A 17851-nucleotide genomic window follows, 5' to 3' on the forward strand; every position below is an offset into this window, starting at 1 on the left:
TTAAGCGAACGGGGTTAATGTGGCGCAGGCGGAAGTGTTGAATCTGGAATCTGGAGCTAAGCAGGTTTTGCAAGAAACCTTTGGCTACCAGCAGTTTCGCCCGGGTCAGGAAGCGATCATCGACACCGTCGTTTCGGGGCGCGACTGCCTGGTCGTGATGCCGACCGGGGGCGGAAAATCCCTCTGCTATCAAATCCCTGCCTTACTGCTCAACGGCCTGACCGTGGTGGTTTCGCCGCTGATTTCCCTGATGAAAGATCAGGTCGACCAACTGCTGGCGAACGGCGTGGCGGCCGCTTGTCTGAATTCGACGCAAACCCGCGAGCAGCAGCTTGAAGTGATGACGGGGTGTCGTACCGGACAAATCCGTCTGCTGTATATCGCTCCTGAACGCCTGATGCTGGATAACTTCCTTGAGCACCTGGCGCACTGGAATCCGGTGTTACTGGCCGTGGACGAAGCGCACTGTATCTCGCAGTGGGGACATGATTTCCGCCCGGAATATGCCGCACTCGGCCAGCTCAGACAGCGTTTTCCTACACTGCCATTTGTCGCGCTGACCGCGACCGCTGATGAAACCACGCGGCTGGATATTGTTCGTCTGCTGGGGCTGAACGATCCCTTAATCCAGATCAGCAGTTTTGACCGTCCGAACATTCGCTACATGCTGATGGAGAAGTTTAAACCGCTCGATCAACTGATGCGTTACGTGCAGGAACAGCGTGGTAAATCCGGGATTATTTACTGTAACAGTCGTGCGAAAGTGGAAGACACCGCCGCGCGTCTGCAAAGCCGGGGCATTAGCGCCGCGGCATACCATGCAGGGCTGGAAAATCACATCCGCGCCGACGTGCAGGAGAAATTCCAGCGCGACGACCTGCAAATCGTGGTGGCGACCGTCGCTTTTGGCATGGGCATCAACAAACCTAACGTGCGTTTTGTGGTGCATTTCGATATTCCCCGCAACATTGAGTCCTACTACCAGGAGACCGGTCGTGCCGGGAGAGACGGCCTGCCCGCGGAGGCGATGCTGTTTTACGATCCGGCGGATATGGCGTGGCTGCGCCGCTGCCTGGAAGAAAAACCGCAGGGACAGCTACAGGATATCGAACGGCACAAGCTGAACGCGATGGGCGCGTTTGCCGAGGCGCAAACCTGTCGTCGGCTGGTGCTGCTTAACTACTTCGGTGAAGGGCGTCAGGAACCGTGCGGCAACTGCGATATCTGTCTTGATCCGCCAAAACAGTATGATGGCGTGAAGGACGCACAGATTGCGCTCTCGACCATTGGTCGGGTAAACCAGCGTTTTGGGATGGGTTACGTGGTGGAAGTGATTCGCGGGGCTAACAGCCAGCGTATTCGCGAACTCGGCCACGACAAACTCAAGGTGTACGGTATGGGGCGCGAGCAGAGTCACGAGCACTGGGTGAGCGTGATCCGCCAGTTGATTCACCTGGGCTTCGTTACGCAAAATATCGCCCAGCATTCCGCGCTACAGCTCACCGATGCTTCACGTCCGCTGCTGCGCGGCGAGGTCGCCCTGCAACTCGCAGTGCCGCGTATTGTCGCCCTGAAACCGCGCGTCATGCAGAAATCTTTCGGCGGCAATTACGATCGCAAACTGTTCGCTAAACTGCGCAAGCTGCGTAAAGCCATTGCTGATGAAGAGAATATCCCGCCATACGTCGTCTTCAACGACGCCACGCTGATCGAGATGGCGGAACAGATGCCGGTTTCCGCGAGCGAAATGCTCAGCGTCAACGGGGTGGGAATGCGCAAACTGGAACGCTTCGGTAAAGCGTTTATGGCGTTGATCCGCGCGCACGTCGATGGTGACGACGAAGAGTAGTCAGCCGGGCAAAAAAGTGCCAGGATGGTGACTCACTGAACTGTTTCCCCCGCGAGTATTTTCATCATGTTAATGTTATTTCTCACCGTGGCGATGGTGCACATTGTGGCACTGATGAGCCCAGGGCCGGATTTCTTTTTTGTCTCGCAGACGGCGGTCAGCCGCTCGCGCAAAGAAGCGATGATGGGCGTGCTGGGCATTACCTGTGGCGTCATGGTCTGGGCGGGCATCGCGCTGCTCGGCCTGCATCTGATCATTGAAAAAATGGCCTGGTTACACACTATTATCATGGTCGGCGGCGGCCTGTATCTGTGCTGGATGGGCTACCAGATGCTGCGTGGCGCGTTAAAAAAGCAGGATGTCGCGGCACCCACGCCGCAGGTTGAGCTGGCGCAAAGCGGTCGCAGTTTCCTGAAAGGGTTATTGACGAACCTGGCTAACCCGAAAGCCATCATCTACTTCGGTTCGGTCTTTTCTCTGTTTGTCGGCGACAGCGTCGGTACTGCCGCGCGTTGGGGGATTTTCGTGCTGATTATCGTTGAGACTTTCGCGTGGTTTACCGTGGTTGCCAGCCTGTTTGCGCTGCCGAAAATGCGTCGTGGCTACCAGCGTATGGCGAAATGGATCGACGGTTTTGCTGGGGCGTTGTTCGCGGGATTCGGTATCCATCTGATCATTTCGCGCTAAGTCTTCGTGCCGGATACGTGCCAGTTGCTATCCGGCAACCGGTCAGGCGTGGCGCGCCGACGCCAGCAGTGCCCCCACCAGCATAAACAGCGAACCGAAGATTTTATTCAACGCTTTCATCTGTTTCGGTCCTTTGATCCACAACGCGATACGCTGCGCCAGCGTGGCGTAGCCGATCATCACCACGATGTCGACTGCAATAGTGGTTACACCGAGCACGATGTACTGCATCAGTTGGGGTTCTTTTGGCATCACGAACTGGGGGAAAAGGGCCGCCAGGAAGACGATGCTTTTAGGGTTTGTCAGGTTCACGAATACGGCGCGTTTAAACAGGCGACCGCGCGACTGGGTCTGGGCCATAGCATTCAGATCAATCGCACCGGCGGCGCGCCATTGCTGGATGCCTAACCAAATCAGATAGGCCGCGCCCGCCCATTTCAGCACCTCAAAGGCGATGACGGAGCGTGAAAACAGCGTGCCCAGACCGACGCCGACCAGCACGATATGAATGCCCAGTCCGGCCTGTAACCCGGCAATCGACGCCACTGCGCCACGATAGCCGTGATTAAGGGAAGTCGTCATGGTATTGATGGCGCCGGAACCGGGCGAAAGGCTCAAAATTATGGATGTCAGCAGGTAGGCGAACCACCATTCAAAAGTCATGAGAAACTCCCTGATTGCACTTTAAATACACTAAATAATTCGAGTTGCACAAAGGCGGCGACGCAGCGAAATCCCAGGCGCGTACAGGGAGTACATGACGGGGATGAGCGAGGAAAGCCAACGCATCTGCAGCTTGAAGTATGACGGGTATATGCCACAATACGCTACTGTTGCGGTGTTGTGTCAGACATGACTAAAAAAACGATTTTTACCTGGTAAACGAGGCTGGATACCCGATGTTTCAGCAGCAAAAAGACTGGGAAACGAGAGAAAACGCGTTTGCGGCTTTTTCCATGGGGCCACTGACAGACTTCTGGCGTCAGCGTGAGGAAGCGGAATTGACCGGCGTCGGTCGGGTGCCGGTGCGGTTTGTCCGGTTTCGCGCAGCGCATAACGATCGTGTCATTGTCATCTGTCCGGGGCGAATTGAAAGCTATGTAAAGTACGCTGAACTGGCGTATGACCTGTTTCATCTGGGCTTTGATGTCCTCATTATTGACCATCGCGGTCAGGGGCGTTCCGGGCGTATGCTATCGGATCCTAATCGCGGTCATGTCGACAATTTCAACGACTATGTTGATGATTTATCGGCGTTCTGGGGACAAGAAGTGCAGCCGGGACCGTGGCGTAAACGTTATATTCTGGCACACTCGATGGGCGGGGCGATTGCGACGCTGTTTTTGCAGCGCCATCCGCATCAGTGCGATGCGATCGCGCTCTGCGCGCCAATGTTTGGTATTGTGATGCGTTTGCCGGACTGGATGGTACGCCATATCCTCGACTGGGCCGAAGGTCATCAGCGTATCCGGGAAGGGTATGCGATCGGCACCGGACGCTGGCGGGCATTGCCCTTTGGCATGAATTTATTAACGCACAGTCGACAACGCTATCGGCGTAATTTACGTTTTTATGCCGATGAGCCGCAGCTGCGCGTCGGCGGCCCGACCTTTCACTGGGTACGGGAAGGCATCCTGGCGGCTGAACAGGTGCTGGCAGGCGCGGGCGATGACGCCACGCCAACTCTGCTGATTCAGGCCGAAGAAGAGCGTGTGGTGGATAACCGCATGCACGAACGTTTTTGTGAACTCCGCGCCGCAGCGGGCCATCCTGTCGAAGGGGGGCATCCGCTGGTCATTAAAGGCGCTTACCATGAGATCCTTTTTGAAAAGGACGCTATGCGCTCAGTTGCGCTTCAGGCTATCGTTGATTTTTTCAACAAGCATAACTCATCAGCGGAAACCGCTTTGCTCAGAGGTTGAATTTTTATATGTATCAGATTGTTGCGTCTGATTTAGATGGCACACTGCTTTCTCCCGACCATACCCTATCCCCCTACGCGAAAGAGACATTGAAGCTGCTGACCGCACGCGGCGTTAACTTTGTCTTTGCGACCGGTCGACATCATGTCGATGTGGGGCAGATTCGCGATAATCTGGAGATTAAGTGCTATATGATTACCTCCAACGGCGCGCGTGTGCATGATATGGATGGCAATCTGGTGTTTACCCATAATCTGGACCGCGATATTGCCAGCGATCTGTTTGGGGTGGTGAACGCGAACCCGGATATCATCACTAACGTCTATCGCGATGACGAATGGTTTATGAACCGCCATCGTCCGGATGAAATGCGATTTTTCAAAGAGGCGGTGTTCCATTACTCGCTGTTTGAACCGGGTTTACTGGAGCCGGAAGGCGTCAGCAAAGTGTTCTTCACCAGTCATTCTCATGACGTCCTGCTGCCGCTGGAACAGGCTATTAATGCGCGCTGGGGCGATCGGGTGAACGTGAGCTTCTCCACGCTCACCTGTCTGGAAGTGATGGCGGGCGGCGTGTCAAAAGGCCATGCGCTGGAGGCGGTCGCCAACGCGATGGGTTACAGCCTCAAAGACTGCATCGCCTTTGGCGACGGGATGAACGACGCTGAAATGCTGTCAATGGCAGGCAAAGGCTGCATTATGGCCGGGGCGCATCAACGCCTGAAGGATCTGCATCCGGAACTGGAAGTGATCGGCTCTAATATCGACGATGCGGTGCCGCATTATCTGCGCGATCTCTTCTTACGCTAAGATGAATGCTGATTAATTAATCAGTTGTCAACTTAACTCTCCGCTACAATGGATACTCCATATTCTACGAGATATCCATTGTGGCGTTACTGATCATTACCACGATCCTGTGGGCTTTCTCCTTCAGCCTGTTCGGGGAATACCTTGCCGGGCACGTCGATAGCTACTTTGCCGTGTTGGTTCGGGTCGGTCTGGCGGCGCTGGTATTCCTGCCTTTCCTGCGTACGCGCGGGCACAGCCTGAAAACTATCGGGCTTTATATGCTGGTGGGAGCCATGCAGCTTGGCATCATGTATATGCTGAGTTTCCACGCTTATCTCTATCTGACTGTCTCTGAACTGCTGTTGTTTACCGTGTTGACGCCGCTCTATATCACGCTGATTTACGATCTGATGAGTAAACGGCGGCTGCGCTGGGGGTATGCGTTTAGCGCGCTGCTGGCGGTGATTGGCGCAGGGATTATTCGTTATGACCAGGTGACCGATCACTTCTGGACTGGTCTGCTGCTGGTACAGCTTTCCAACATCAGTTTTGCCATCGGGATGGTGGGCTATAAACGCCTGATGGAGACGCGCCCGATGCCCCAGCATAACGCCTTTGCATGGTTTTACATCGGCGCGTTTCTGGTGGCGGTAGTTGCCTGGTCCATGCTGGGCAATGCGCAGAAAATGCCGGAAACCACGCTCCAGTGGGGAATTCTGGTGTTCCTGGGCGTGGCCGCTTCAGGCATCGGCTACTTTATGTGGAACTACGGCGCGACACAGGTTGATGCGGGGACGCTGGGTATTATGAACAATATGCATGTGCCCGCAGGGCTGCTGGTCAACCTGGCTATCTGGCACCAACAGCCTCACTGGCCAAGTTTTATTACAGGTGCGATGGTGATATTGGCTTCACTGTGGGTGCATCGAAAGTGGGTCGCTCCGCGCTCCGAACAAACGGCAGATGATCGCAGGCGTGATTGCGCGCCGATCGAATAAACGCCTCAGTCACCGGCTGGCGCTGCTCGCCATCACGCACGGCGGCGTACAGGCGGCTCCATAAGCCCTCTCCCAGGGGTCTGGTCACGACCAGACCCTGGCGTTCAAAACTCTCTACGACCCAGTGCGGCAGGGCAGCAATGCCCATGTTTGCCGCCACCATCTGAATCAACAGCAGCGTATTATCCACGCTTTTCAGTGACGGGCTGACCCCTGCGGGCTGCAGAAAATGACGCCAGACGTCCAGTCGACTGCGTTGTACCGGATAGATCAGCAGCGTTTCGCTGGCTAAATCTTCCGGGGTGATCTGCGTTTTGCTGGTCAGCGGATGCTCGGGTGCCAGCACCAGGCGAACTTCAAAATCAAACATCGGAGAATAATGCAGCCCGCTGCGCGGCAGAATGTCAGAGGTCATCACCAGATCGAGCTCGTCCTGCTGGAGCGCCGGTTGGGGGTCAAACGTCACGCCGGATTTAAAATCCATCTCCACCTGCGGCCATTTGGCGCGGAAGTTTTCCAGCGCCGGGGTCAACCACTGAATACAGCTATGGCACTCAATGGCGATACGCAGACGGGTTTGTTGTGGTTCGTTGCAGGCCTGCAACGCGCGGTTAATTTGTGGCAGAACCTGACTGGCCAGTTGCAACAGGATCTCACCCTGTGGGGTGAAACGCAGCGGCTGACTTTTACGTATGAATAGCCGAAAGCCAAGGCGCTGTTCCAGATCGCTGAACTGGTGAGACAGGGCGGATTGGGTCTGATGCAGCGTCGCCGCGGCGGCTGCCAGTGACCCGGTATTCCGCAACGCCTGGAGCGTTTTCAGGTGTTTAATCTCGATCATGAAAGTCCTTCACTTCGGCATGAACAAATTGCGCTTGAGGAATATACAGTAACTGTCAAATATGGATGTGTAAACATCCAGACGTCCAAAATCCTTCGTATTTTAAATTTATGGTGCGTTGGCTGCGTTTCCCCGCCCTGGTTACTTACTGATGTAAGCTCCCGGGGGTGAGCAAACTTGCCACCTTCCCTGAATTAAAAATCCATAGGATTTACATATAATTAGAGGAAGTAAAATGACAATACTGAATCACACCCTCGGTTTCCCTCGTGTTGGCCTGCGTCGCGAGCTGAAAAAAGCGCAAGAGGGCTACTGGGCGGGTAATGTGACCCGTGAAGAACTGCTGGCGGTGGGCCGCGAACTGCGGGCGCGTCACTGGGATCAGCAAAAGCAGGCCGGTATCGATCTACTGCCGGTCGGCGATTTTGCCTGGTACGACCATGTTCTGACCACCAGCCTGCTGCTCGGTAACGTCCCGGCGCGTCATCAGAACAAAGATGGTTCCGTCGATATCGACACCCTGTTCCGCATTGGTCGCGGTCGTGCGCCGACCGGCGAACCGGCTGCGGCGGCAGAAATGACCAAATGGTTTAACACCAACTATCACTATATGGTGCCGGAGTTCGTCAAAGGTCAGCAGTTCAAACTGACCTGGACCCAACTACTGGATGAAGTGGACGAAGCGCTGGCGCTGGGTCACAAGGTGAAACCTGTGCTGCTCGGCCCGGTAACTTATTTGTGGCTGGGCAAAGTAAAGGGCGAGTCGTTCGATCGCCTGAGCCTGCTGAAAGACATTCTGCCGGTTTACCAGCAGGTGCTGGCGGAACTGGCAAAACGCGGCATCGAGTGGGTGCAGATCGACGAACCCGCGCTGGTGCTGGAACTGCCGCAGACGTGGCTGAACGCCTTCAAACCGGCCTACGATGCGCTTTCCGGGCAGGTGAAACTGCTGCTGACCACCTACTTTGAAGGTGTGACGCCTAACCTTGATACCATTGCCGCGCTGCCGGTACAGGGACTCCACGTTGACCTGGTCCACGGTAAAGATGACGTGACAGCGCTGCACAAACACCTGCCGACTGACTGGCTGCTGTCTGCCGGTCTGGTCAATGGACGCAACGTCTGGCGTGCCGATCTGACAGAAAAATATGCCCAGATTAAAGATATCGTAGGCCTTCGCGATCTGTGGGTGGCCTCGTCCTGCTCATTGCTGCACAGCCCGATCGACCTGAGCGTTGAAACGCGTCTGGATGCGGAAGTGAAGAGCTGGTTTGCCTTCGCCCTGCAAAAGTGTGGTGAACTGACGCTGCTGCGCGATGCGCTGAACAGCGGCGATACCGCCGCCATCGCCGAATGGAGCGCACCGATTCAGGCGCGTCGCCACTCGACCCGTGTGCACAATGCAGCAGTGGAAAAACGTCTGGCGGCCATCACCGCGCAGGACAGCCAGCGGGCGAACCCGTACGAAGTGCGCGCTGAAGCTCAGCGTGCGCGCTTCAACCTGCCTGCATGGCCGACGACCACTATCGGTTCTTTCCCGCAGACTCCTGAAATCCGCGGCCTGCGTCTGGACTTCAAAAAAGGGCAGCTTGATGCTAACAACTATCGCACTGGCATCGCGGAGCATATTAAGCAGGCGATTGTTGAGCAGGAACGCTTAGGCCTGGACGTGCTGGTCCACGGTGAAGCCGAGCGTAACGACATGGTGGAATATTTCGGTGAGCACCTCGATGGTTTTGTTTTCACCCAGAATGGCTGGGTGCAGAGTTACGGCTCTCGCTGCGTGAAACCGCCGGTGGTGATCGGCGACGTCAGCCGTCCGGAAGCGATCACCGTAGAATGGGCGACGTATGCTCAGTCGCTGACTGACAAACCGGTAAAAGGCATGCTGACCGGCCCGGTGACCATTCTCTGCTGGTCCTTCCCGCGTGAAGACGTCACCCGCGAAACCATCGCCAAACAGATCGCGCTGGCACTGCGTGATGAGGTGGCGGATCTGGAAGCGGCAGGCATTGGCATCATTCAGATTGATGAACCCGCACTGCGCGAAGGGCTGCCGTTGCGTCGTAGCGACTGGGCGGCTTATCTGGCGTGGGGCGTGGAAGCGTTCCGCATCAACGCGGCGGTGGCGAAAGATGATACCCAGATCCACACCCACATGTGTTACTGCGAGTTTAACGACATCATGGATTCTATTGCCGCGCTGGATGCTGACGTGATCACCATTGAAACCTCACGTTCCGACATGGAGCTGCTGGAGTCGTTCGAAGAGTTCGACTATCCGAACGAAATCGGGCCGGGCGTGTATGACATTCACTCGCCGAATGTCCCGAGCGTAGAGTGGATTGAGGCGCTGTTGCAAAAAGCGGCACAACGTATCCCGGCTGAACGCCTGTGGGTAAACCCGGACTGCGGCCTGAAAACCCGCGGTTGGTCGGAAACCCGCGCCGCGCTGGCGAACATGGTGAAAGCCGCGCAGAATCTGCGTCAGGCGTGATCTTCCTGGGCCCGGTAAGGCGAAGTCGCCACCGGGCCTGTTGTCGGGTGGCGGTTCAAACCTGCGTTATTTCTTACTTCCGTACTGCGCAAACCACGCCAGCATTCTTTGCCAGCCGTCTTTGGCTGATTCTTCGTGATAGCTCGAGCGGTAGTCGGCATTGAAGGCATGGCCGGCATCGGGATAGACGACAATCTCCGTATTGGCGTTAGCGGCGCGTAAGGCCTGGCGCATAGTCTCCACGCTCTCCTGTGAAATACTGTTATCCTGACCGCCGTACAGACCCAGCACCGGGGCGTTCAGATCGGTCGCCACATCGACAGGATGTTTCGGCGAATTCAACGACTTATCGCCAACCAACTTCCCATACCAGGCTACAGCGGCTTTCAGTTGCGGGTTATGCGCCGCGTACAGCCACGTAATACGTCCGCCCCAACAAAAACCAGTGATCATCAGACGATGAACATCGCCACCGTTGCGGGACGCCCAACTGGCGACGTGATCCAGATCGGCCAGAACCTGAGAATCCGGCACTTTCGCCACCAGACCGCTCAATAGCGTGGGAATATCGGCGAAATCATTGGGATCGCCTTCGCGGAAGTAGAGTTCTGGCGCGATAGCCAAATAGCCGTCCAGCGCCAGACGACGGCAGATGTCGCGGATATGTTCATGCACGCCAAAGATTTCCTGCACTACAATGACCACAGGCAGTGGGCCATTGCTCTTTTTCGGCCGGGCGTGAAACGCCGGCATCTCGTCCCCCTGAGAAGGGATTGACGTAAAACCCGCGACGATGGCGTCGTCCGGGGTATGCACTGAGGTAGAGGCAATAGGGGATGCTGCAGGTGCAAAACCGGTTTGTGGTGTTGATGTCATGGTATTCTCCGTACCCTTAGAAAAATAGCGCACTATTAACTATAGACAGCCTTTAACCATTCACACTGCCTCAAACGGCTCGCTTTTTGTGCAAAGAAAGAGAAAGTCGGGCTATTGATGTGATGTTTATCACTTTTTGTAGGTAAATTAATGCAACTTAATTACATCATGGTGATGACTGTCACGAAAATATCTTAAGTCCTTCGGTAAAGTGTCTTTTTGCTTCTTCTGACAAAAACCGAATCACAGAGGAGTTTTATATGTCCAGGTCTGACGTTTTTCATCTCGGCCTCACCAAGAACGATTTACAAGGGGCTACGCTGGCTATCGTCCCTGGCGATCCGGAACGTGTAGAAAAGATCGCCGCGCTGATGGAGAAGCCAGTTAAACTGGCATCTCACCGTGAATTCACTACCTGGCGCGCAGAGCTGGATGGTAAAGCCGTCATCGTCTGCTCGACCGGTATCGGTGGCCCATCAACTTCTATTGCGGTGGAAGAATTGGCTCAGTTGGGCATTCGTACTTTCCTGCGTATTGGCACCACGGGGGCCATTCAGCCGCATATCGATGTCGGCGATGTTCTGGTCACCACGGCGTCCGTTCGTCTGGATGGTGCGAGCCTGCACTTTGCGCCGATGGAGTATCCGGCAGTCGCTGACTTTGAATGCACCACCGCGCTGGTTGAAGCGGCAAAATCCATCGGTGCCACTACACATGTGGGCGTAACTGCATCTTCTGACACCTTCTACCCAGGCCAGGAACGTTACGACACTTTCTCCGGTCGCGTAGTACGTCGTTTCAAAGGCTCCATGGAAGAGTGGCAGTCAATGGGCGTGATGAACTACGAAATGGAGTCCGCCACGTTGCTGACCATGTGTGCAAGCCAGGGCCTGCGCGCCGGGATGGTTGCGGGGGTAATCGTCAACCGTACCCAGCAAGAGATCCCGAATGCGGAGACGATGAAACAAACCGAAAGCCATGCGGTGAAAATCGTGGTGGAAGCGGCACGTCGTCTCATCTAATTCTCTTCTCTTCCGTAAAAAAGGCCGACGCGTTCGGCCTTTTGCTTTTACGCGATTATTTGCGTACCGCCTCGCAGGAAAGTTCTTTAAAACTGGACGTTTATACAGCACAATTCTATTTTGTGCGGGTGATGTATGGCGTCGGGAGGCATTTTGGATATCTCAATCATCATTTATGCGGTTATTGCGCTGGTGGGCATTGCGCTTGGCTGGCTGATAGCCAGCTATCAGCATGCGCAACAGAAAGCCGAACAATTCGCTGAACGTGAAGAGATGGTTGCGGCATTAAGTGCTGCCAAACAACAGCTTGCCCAAAGTGAACACTGGCGTGATGAGTGCGAGTTGCTCAATAACGAATTACGTAGCCTGCGCAGCATTAACACCTCGCTGGAAGTGGATCTGCGTGAAGTGACCACGCGAATGGAAGCCACACAGCAGCATGCGGAAGATAAAATTCGCCAGATGATCAACAGCGAGCAGCGTCTGAGCGAACAGTTTGAAAACCTGGCAAACCGAATCTTTGAGCAAAGCAATCGCCGGGTTGATGAGCAAAACCGACAAAGCCTGAATGGTCTGCTGACGCCGCTGCGTGAACAACTGGACGGTTTCCGTCGCCAGGTTCAGGACAGCTTTGGTCAGGAAGCGCGAGAACGTCACACCCTGGCGCATGAAATTCGCAATCTCCAACAGCTTAATGCACAAATGGCCCAGGAAGCGGTCAACCTGACGCGTGCACTAAAAGGCGATAATAAAACGCAGGGGAACTGGGGCGAAGTCGTACTCACTCGTGTGCTGGAAGCATCCGGACTGCGTGAAGGTTATGAGTACGAAACGCAGGTCAGTATCGAGAATGACGTTCGTTCCCGCATGCAGCCCGACGTAATTGTACGTTTACCGCAGGGAAAAGATGTGGTGATCGACGCCAAAATGACGCTGGTGGCCTATGAGCGCTATTTTAATGCGGAAGACGATTACACCCGCGAAAGCGCGCTTCAGGAACACATTGCTTCGGTGCGTAACCATATTCGCCTGTTGGGACGTAAGGACTACCAGCAGCTTCCGGGGCTGCGCACGCTGGATTACGTGCTGATGTTTATTCCGGTGGAGCCCGCGTTTCTGTTAGCGCTCGACCGACAGCCCGAACTGATTACTGAAGCGCTTAAAAATAATATTATGCTGGTCAGTCCCACGACATTACTGGTGGCGTTGCGAACCATTGCGAATCTATGGCGTTACGAACATCAAAGCCGTAATGCGCAACAGATTGCGGACCGTGCGAGTAAGCTCTATGACAAGATGCGGCTGTTTGTCGACGATATGTCCTCCATCGGACAGAGTCTGGACAAAGCGCAGGATAACTATCGTCAGGCGATGAAAAAGCTATCGTCGGGGCGCGGCAACGTGCTGGCACAGGCCGAAGCGTTTCGCGGCTTAGGGGTAGAAATTAAGCGCGAGATTAACCCTGAACTGGCGGAACAGGCCACAACGCAGGATGAAGAGTATCGGTTGCGATCGGTACCTGAAGAGCAGGAGGATGCATCTTATTCCGACGATGACGGGATAAAGCAGCAATCGAATTAGTCCGTTCGGAGTAACCCGGACGGGCAGAAGGGTAGGGCAATGCGCCCCAATCTGTTACACTTCTCGAACAATTTTTTGATGAGCAGGCACTGAGATGGTGGATAATTCACAAGAAACGACGCACTTTGGTTTTCAGACTGTCGCTAAAGAGCATAAAGCGGACATGGTGGCCCACGTTTTTCATTCTGTGGCATCAAAATATGATGTTATGAATGATTTGATGTCTTTTGGCATCCATCGTTTGTGGAAGCGCTTCACCATCGACTGTAGCGGCGTCCGCCGTGGTCAGACAGTACTGGATTTAGCCGGGGGAACCGGCGATCTGACGGCTAAATTCTCCCGTCTGGTCGGGGAGACCGGCAAGGTGATTCTGGCGGACATCAATGACTCAATGCTCAAAATGGGTCGTGAAAAGCTGCGCAATATCGGCGTGATTGGCAACGTAGAATATGTTCAGGCCAATGCGGAAGCGCTGCCGTTCCCGGACAATACGTTTGACTGCATCACTATTTCCTTCGGTTTGCGTAACGTCACGGACAAAGACAAAGCCCTGCGCTCGATGTTCCGTGTCCTGAAGCCAGGTGGTCGTCTGCTGGTGCTGGAATTCTCTAAACCGATTATCGAGCCACTGAGCAAAGCGTACGACGCCTACTCGTTCCATATCCTGCCGCGTATCGGTTCAATGGTCGCCAATGATGCCGACAGCTATCGCTATCTGGCGGAATCCATCCGTATGCATCCCGATCAGGACACTTTGAAAGCGATGATGCAGGACGCCGGGTTCGAAAGTGTCGACTATTACAACCTGACAGCGGGTGTGGTTGCGCTACATCGCGGCTATAAGTTCTGACAGGAGAACGGGGATGCCTTTTAAACCCTTAGTGACTGCAGGAATGGAAAGTTTGCTTAATTCATTCCTGTATCGTTCGTCGGCGTTGAAAACGGCGCGAGCGCGTCTGCTGGGAAAAGTGCTGCGTGTAGAGCTAAAAGGCTTTTCGACATCATTAATTCTGCTGTTCAGCGAACGCCAGGTTGACGTGCTGGGCGAGTGGGCTGGCGAGGCCGATTGTACGGTGATCACTCATGCCAGCGTATTGCCAAAATTACGTGACCGCCAGCAACTGGCTGCGCTGATTCGCAGTGGCGAACTGGAAGTGCAGGGTGATATTCAGGTTGTGCAAAATTTCGTTGCCCTTGCCGACCTGGCGGAATTCGATCCTGCTGAACTGCTGGCGCCTTATACCGGCGACATCGCGGCGGAAGGGATCAGCAAAGCCCTGCGCGCCGGGGCAAAATTTCTCCGTCACGGGATCCAACGTCAGCAACGTTATGTTGCCGAAGCCATTACGGAAGAGTGGCGAATGGCACCCGGACCGTTAGAGGTTGCCTGGTTCGCGGAAGAAACGGCAGCGGTGGAACGCGCTGTCGATGCGCTGACCCGGCGGCTGGAAAAACTGGAGGCTAAATGACGCCAGGTGAAGTACGGCGCCTGTATTTCATCATTCGCACTTTTTTAAGTTACGGACTTGATGAACTCATCCCCAAAATGCGGATCACGCTGCCGCTGCGGTTATGGCGTTACTGCCTGTTCTGGATGCCAAACCGGCATAAAGACAAATTATTGGGAGAGCGACTGAGACTGGCTCTGCAGGAGTTAGGGCCGGTGTGGATCAAGTTTGGCCAAATGCTCTCAACTCGCCGCGATCTCTTCCCTCCGCATATCGCCGATCAACTGGCGTTGTTACAGGACAAAGTCGCCCCCTTCGATGGCAAGCTGGCGAAAGCGCAAATCGAAGAAGCGATGGGCGGACTGCCCGTTGAAGCCTGGTTTGATGAATTCGAGATTCAGCCGCTGGCGTCGGCGTCAATTGCTCAGGTGCATACGGCGAGACTGAAATCGAACGGCAAAGAGGTCGTCATCAAAGTCATACGTCCTGACATCCTGCCGGTTATCAAAGCGGATCTACGACTGATTTATCGTCTTGCCCGCTGGGTGCCGCGCTTGCTACCGGACGGTCGCCGTCTGCGCCCGACGGAAGTGGTGCGGGAATATGAAAAAACACTGATTGATGAGCTGAACCTGCTGCGCGAATCGGCCAACGCCATTCAGCTACGGCGAAACTTTGAAGACAGCCCCATGCTCTACATCCCGGAAGTTTATTCTGACTACTGCAGTGAGAATATGATGGTGATGGAACGCATCTATGGCATCCCGGTTTCCGATGTGGTGACGCTGGAGAAAAACGGCACCAACATGAAGTTGCTGGCGGAGCGCGGCGTGCAGGTTTTCTTCACTCAGGTGTTTCGCGACAGCTTTTTCCACGCGGATATGCATCCCGGAAACATCTTTGTCAGTTATGAACACCCCGAAAACCCGAAATATATTGGCATTGATTGCGGCATTGTCGGCTCCTTAAACAAGGAAGATAAGCGTTACCTGGCGGAGAACTTTATCGCGTTCTTTAATCGTGATTACCGCAAGGTTGCGGAACTGCATGTTGATTCAGGTTGGGTTCCGCCGGATACCAACGTTGAAGAGTTTGAGTTTGCGATTCGTACCGTATGCGAGCCTATCTTCGAGAAACCGCTAGCAGAAATCTCGTTTGGTCACGTTTTGTTAAACCTTTTCAATACGGCGCGTCGATTTAACATGGAAGTGCAGCCTCAACTGGTATTGTTGCAGAAGACATTACTGTATGTTGAGGGCGTAGGACGTCAGTTGTATCCGCAGTTGGATCTCTGGAAAACGGCGAAGCCTTTTCTGGAATCATGGATTAAAGATCAGGTCGGTATTCCGGCGCTGGTCAGGGCATTTAAGGAAAAAGCGCCGTTCTGGGTCGAAAAAATGCCAGAACTCCCTGAACTGGTGTACGACAGTTTGCGCCAGGGCAAATATTTACAGCACAGTGTTGATAAGATTGCGCGCGAGCTTCAGGAGAATCATGTGCGTCAGGGCCAATCCCGTTACTTATTGGGAATTGGAGCCACGTTACTATTGAGTGGGACATTCCTGTTGATTAATCGTCCTGAATGGGGCTATATGCCCGGCTGGTTGATGGCAGGCGGCCTGGTCGCCTGGATTGTCGGCTGGCGCAAAACTCGCTGATTTTTTCATCGCTCAAGGCAGGCCGGGTAACGTATACTACGGCCTTATTAATTCATCATCTATCACAGAGGAACATGTATGGGTGGTATCAGTATTTGGCAGTTGGTGATCATTGCCGTCATCGTTGTACTGTTGTTTGGCACCAAGAAGCTCGGCTCCATCGGTTCCGATCTTGGCGCATCCATCAAAGGCTTCAAAAAAGCCATGAGTGATGATGATGCTAAACAGGATAAAGCCAGTCAGGACGCTGACTTTACCGCGAAGTCTATTACTGACAAACCGGCAGACGCTGCTAAAGAAACGGCGAAAACAGAAGACGCGAAAAGCCACGATAAAGAGCAGGTGTAATTCGTGTTTGATATCGGCTTTAGCGAACTGTTACTGGTGTTTATTATCGGCCTCGTCGTACTGGGGCCGCAGCGATTGCCGGTAGCCGTCAAAACGATAGCTGGCTGGGTACGCGCATTGCGATCCCTTGCGACCACCGTTCAGAATGAACTGACCCAGGAACTTAAGCTCCAGGAGTTTCAGGACAGCCTGAAAAAGGTTGAGAAAGCGAGCCTGGAAAATCTGACTCCCGAGCTGAAAGCCTCGATGGATGAACTGCGCCAGGCGGCGGAGTCAATGAAACGTTCCTATAGCGCGAACGAGCCCGAAAAAGCGAGCGACGAAGCGCACACCATCCATAACCCGGTGGTGAAAGGGAACGAAGAACAGCATGAAGGGGTCACGCCCGCTACTGCTGAAGTCCAGGCCAGCGCACCGGAACAGGCTCCTGAGATTGTCGGGGAGACGTCTCCTGTCGTCAACGTGAAGGACGCTGAACCGAAAACCGCTGCTCCTGTTGCTGGCTCCTCCCCTACGTCGAGTGATAAACCGTAAACATGGCTGTAGAAGATACTCAACCGCTTATCACGCACCTGATTGAGCTGCGTAAACGTCTGCTTAACTGCATTATTGCGGTTATCGTGATTTTTCTGGCATTGGTCTATTTTGCCAATGACATCTATCACCTGGTTTCCTCGCCGCTTATCAAACAGTTGCCGCAGGGCGCAACCATGATCGCGACGGATGTCGCATCACCGTTCTTCACCCCGATCAAATTAACCTTCATGGTGTCGCTGATTCTGTCAGCGCCGGTGATCCTTTATCAGGTCTGGGCGTTTATCGCGCCAGCGCTGTATAAGCATGAACGCCGCATGGTGGTGCCGTTACTGATCTCCAGCTCGTTACTGTTCTATATCGGCATGGCGTTTGCCTACTTTGTCGTGTTCCCGCTGGCGTTTGGCTTCCTTGCCAATACCGCGCCGGAAGGCGTGCAGGTCTCGACGGATATTGCCAGCTATCTGAGCTTTGTCATGGCGCTGTTTATGGCGTTCGGGGTCTCGTTTGAGGTGCCCGTTGCCATCGTGCTGCTTTGCTGGATGGGGGTGACGACACCGGAAGATTTGCGTAAAAAACGGCCTTATGTGTTAGTTGGCGCGTTTGTGGTAGGGATGTTGCTGACGCCGCCGGATGTTTTTTCGCAGACGTTACTGGCGATTCCGATGTACTTCCTGTTTGAGGTCGGCGTTTTCTTCTCACGTTTCTATGTCGGTAAGCGACAGACACGGGATGAAGATAACGAGGCGGAATCGGAAGCCGAAGCTGAGAAAGCCGAGAAGACAGAAGAGTAAATTCA

The 17851-nt window shown here is 54.3% G+C and carries 17 protein-coding genes; 14 read left to right on the forward strand and 3 right to left on the reverse strand.

What is annotated here, in order from left to right; genetic code table 11:
* Positions 1–19 precede the first annotated feature (19 nt).
* Positions 20–1849 (forward strand): ATP-dependent DNA helicase RecQ, encoded by a 1830-nt coding sequence (gene recQ, locus JTI98_RS05485; protein ID WP_044258305.1) that lies wholly within the window; start codon positions 20–22, stop codon positions 1847–1849.
* A gap of 66 nt (positions 1850–1915) precedes the next feature.
* Entirely contained in the window at positions 1916–2536 is a 621-nt protein-coding gene (gene rhtC / locus JTI98_RS05490) for a threonine export protein RhtC (protein ID WP_042998816.1), read from the forward strand.
* Positions 2537–2578: 42 nt separating this feature from the next.
* Here rhtC and rhtB read toward each other — a convergent pair whose 3' ends face one another.
* Positions 2579–3199: a homoserine/homoserine lactone efflux protein gene (gene rhtB, locus JTI98_RS05495; protein ID WP_042998817.1), complete on the reverse strand. Its 621-nt coding sequence runs from the start codon at positions 3197–3199 to the stop codon at positions 2579–2581.
* A gap of 236 nt (positions 3200–3435) precedes the next feature.
* Here rhtB and pldB point away from each other — a divergent pair, with 236 nt between their 5' ends.
* The 3 genes from pldB to bioP all read left to right on the forward strand — a co-directional run bounded on the left by pldB (position 3436) and on the right by bioP (position 6247).
* Positions 3436–4458: a lysophospholipase L2 gene (gene pldB, locus JTI98_RS05500; RefSeq protein WP_042998818.1), complete on the forward strand. Its 1023-nt coding sequence runs from the start codon at positions 3436–3438 to the stop codon at positions 4456–4458.
* Between the two features lie 8 nt (positions 4459–4466).
* Entirely contained in the window at positions 4467–5267 is an 801-nt protein-coding gene (gene yigL / locus JTI98_RS05505; protein ID WP_042998819.1) for a sugar/pyridoxal phosphate phosphatase YigL, read from the forward strand.
* 80 nt (positions 5268–5347) lie between these two features.
* On the forward strand, positions 5348–6247 hold the full coding sequence (gene bioP / locus JTI98_RS05510; RefSeq protein ID WP_130098229.1) for a biotin transporter: 900 nt from the start codon (positions 5348–5350) through the stop codon (positions 6245–6247).
* On the opposite strand, the gene metR is transcribed toward bioP, so the two are convergent.
* On the reverse strand, positions 6135–7088 hold the full coding sequence (metR, locus tag JTI98_RS05515; RefSeq protein WP_216082014.1) for an HTH-type transcriptional regulator MetR: 954 nt from the start codon (positions 7086–7088) through the stop codon (positions 6135–6137). The two genes, bioP and metR, sit on opposite strands and share 113 nt — an antisense overlap.
* A 235-nt stretch (positions 7089–7323) precedes the next feature.
* Between metR and metE the strand changes: the two genes are divergently transcribed.
* Positions 7324–9585 carry a 5-methyltetrahydropteroyltriglutamate--homocysteine S-methyltransferase gene (gene metE, locus JTI98_RS05520; RefSeq protein WP_216082015.1) on the forward strand — a complete coding sequence of 754 codons (2262 nt, stop codon included), beginning with the start codon at positions 7324–7326 and terminating at the stop codon, positions 9583–9585.
* A 66-nt stretch (positions 9586–9651) separates the two neighbouring features.
* On the opposite strand, the gene JTI98_RS05525 is transcribed toward metE, so the two are convergent.
* Positions 9652–10461, reverse strand: coding sequence for a dienelactone hydrolase family protein (locus JTI98_RS05525; protein ID WP_042998823.1), 810 nt, complete (start codon positions 10459–10461; stop codon positions 9652–9654).
* A gap of 260 nt (positions 10462–10721) precedes the next feature.
* Between JTI98_RS05525 and udp the strand changes: the two genes are divergently transcribed.
* From udp to tatC, 8 genes are all read left to right on the forward strand, one after another.
* Complete coding sequence (gene udp / locus JTI98_RS05530) at positions 10722–11483, forward strand: uridine phosphorylase (RefSeq protein ID WP_216082016.1); 762 nt, start codon at positions 10722–10724, stop codon at positions 11481–11483.
* A gap of 153 nt (positions 11484–11636) precedes the next feature.
* Complete coding sequence (gene rmuC, locus JTI98_RS05535; RefSeq protein ID WP_216082017.1) at positions 11637–13064, forward strand: DNA recombination protein RmuC; 1428 nt, start codon at positions 11637–11639, stop codon at positions 13062–13064.
* Between the two features lie 94 nt (positions 13065–13158).
* Positions 13159–13914, forward strand: coding sequence for a bifunctional demethylmenaquinone methyltransferase/2-methoxy-6-polyprenyl-1,4-benzoquinol methylase UbiE (gene ubiE, locus JTI98_RS05540; RefSeq protein ID WP_042326162.1), 756 nt, complete (start codon positions 13159–13161; stop codon positions 13912–13914).
* Between the two features lie 13 nt (positions 13915–13927).
* Entirely contained in the window at positions 13928–14533 is a 606-nt protein-coding gene (gene ubiJ, locus JTI98_RS05545) for a ubiquinone biosynthesis protein UbiJ (RefSeq protein ID WP_216082018.1), read from the forward strand.
* Positions 14530–16170, forward strand: a complete 1641-nt coding sequence (gene ubiB, locus JTI98_RS05550) for a ubiquinone biosynthesis regulatory protein kinase UbiB (RefSeq protein ID WP_044258310.1) — start codon at positions 14530–14532, stop codon at positions 16168–16170. The genes ubiJ and ubiB overlap by 4 nt, the downstream gene beginning before the upstream one ends.
* A 78-nt stretch (positions 16171–16248) precedes the next feature.
* On the forward strand, positions 16249–16518 hold the full coding sequence (gene tatA / locus JTI98_RS05555; protein WP_044327204.1) for a Sec-independent protein translocase subunit TatA: 270 nt from the start codon (positions 16249–16251) through the stop codon (positions 16516–16518).
* A 3-nt stretch (positions 16519–16521) separates the two neighbouring features.
* A complete protein-coding gene (gene tatB, locus JTI98_RS05560) occupies positions 16522–17052 on the forward strand; it encodes a Sec-independent protein translocase protein TatB (protein WP_044327205.1) in 531 nt (176 codons plus the stop codon).
* 2 nt (positions 17053–17054) lie between these two features.
* Positions 17055–17846, forward strand: coding sequence for a Sec-independent protein translocase subunit TatC (tatC, locus tag JTI98_RS05565; protein ID WP_042998829.1), 792 nt, complete (start codon positions 17055–17057; stop codon positions 17844–17846).
* Positions 17847–17851 lie beyond the last annotated feature (5 nt).

The sequence above is a fragment of the Citrobacter sp. MGH 55 genome (assembly GCF_016906145.1).
GTDB classification, from domain to species: Bacteria; Pseudomonadota; Gammaproteobacteria; order Enterobacterales; family Enterobacteriaceae; genus Citrobacter_A; species Citrobacter_A amalonaticus.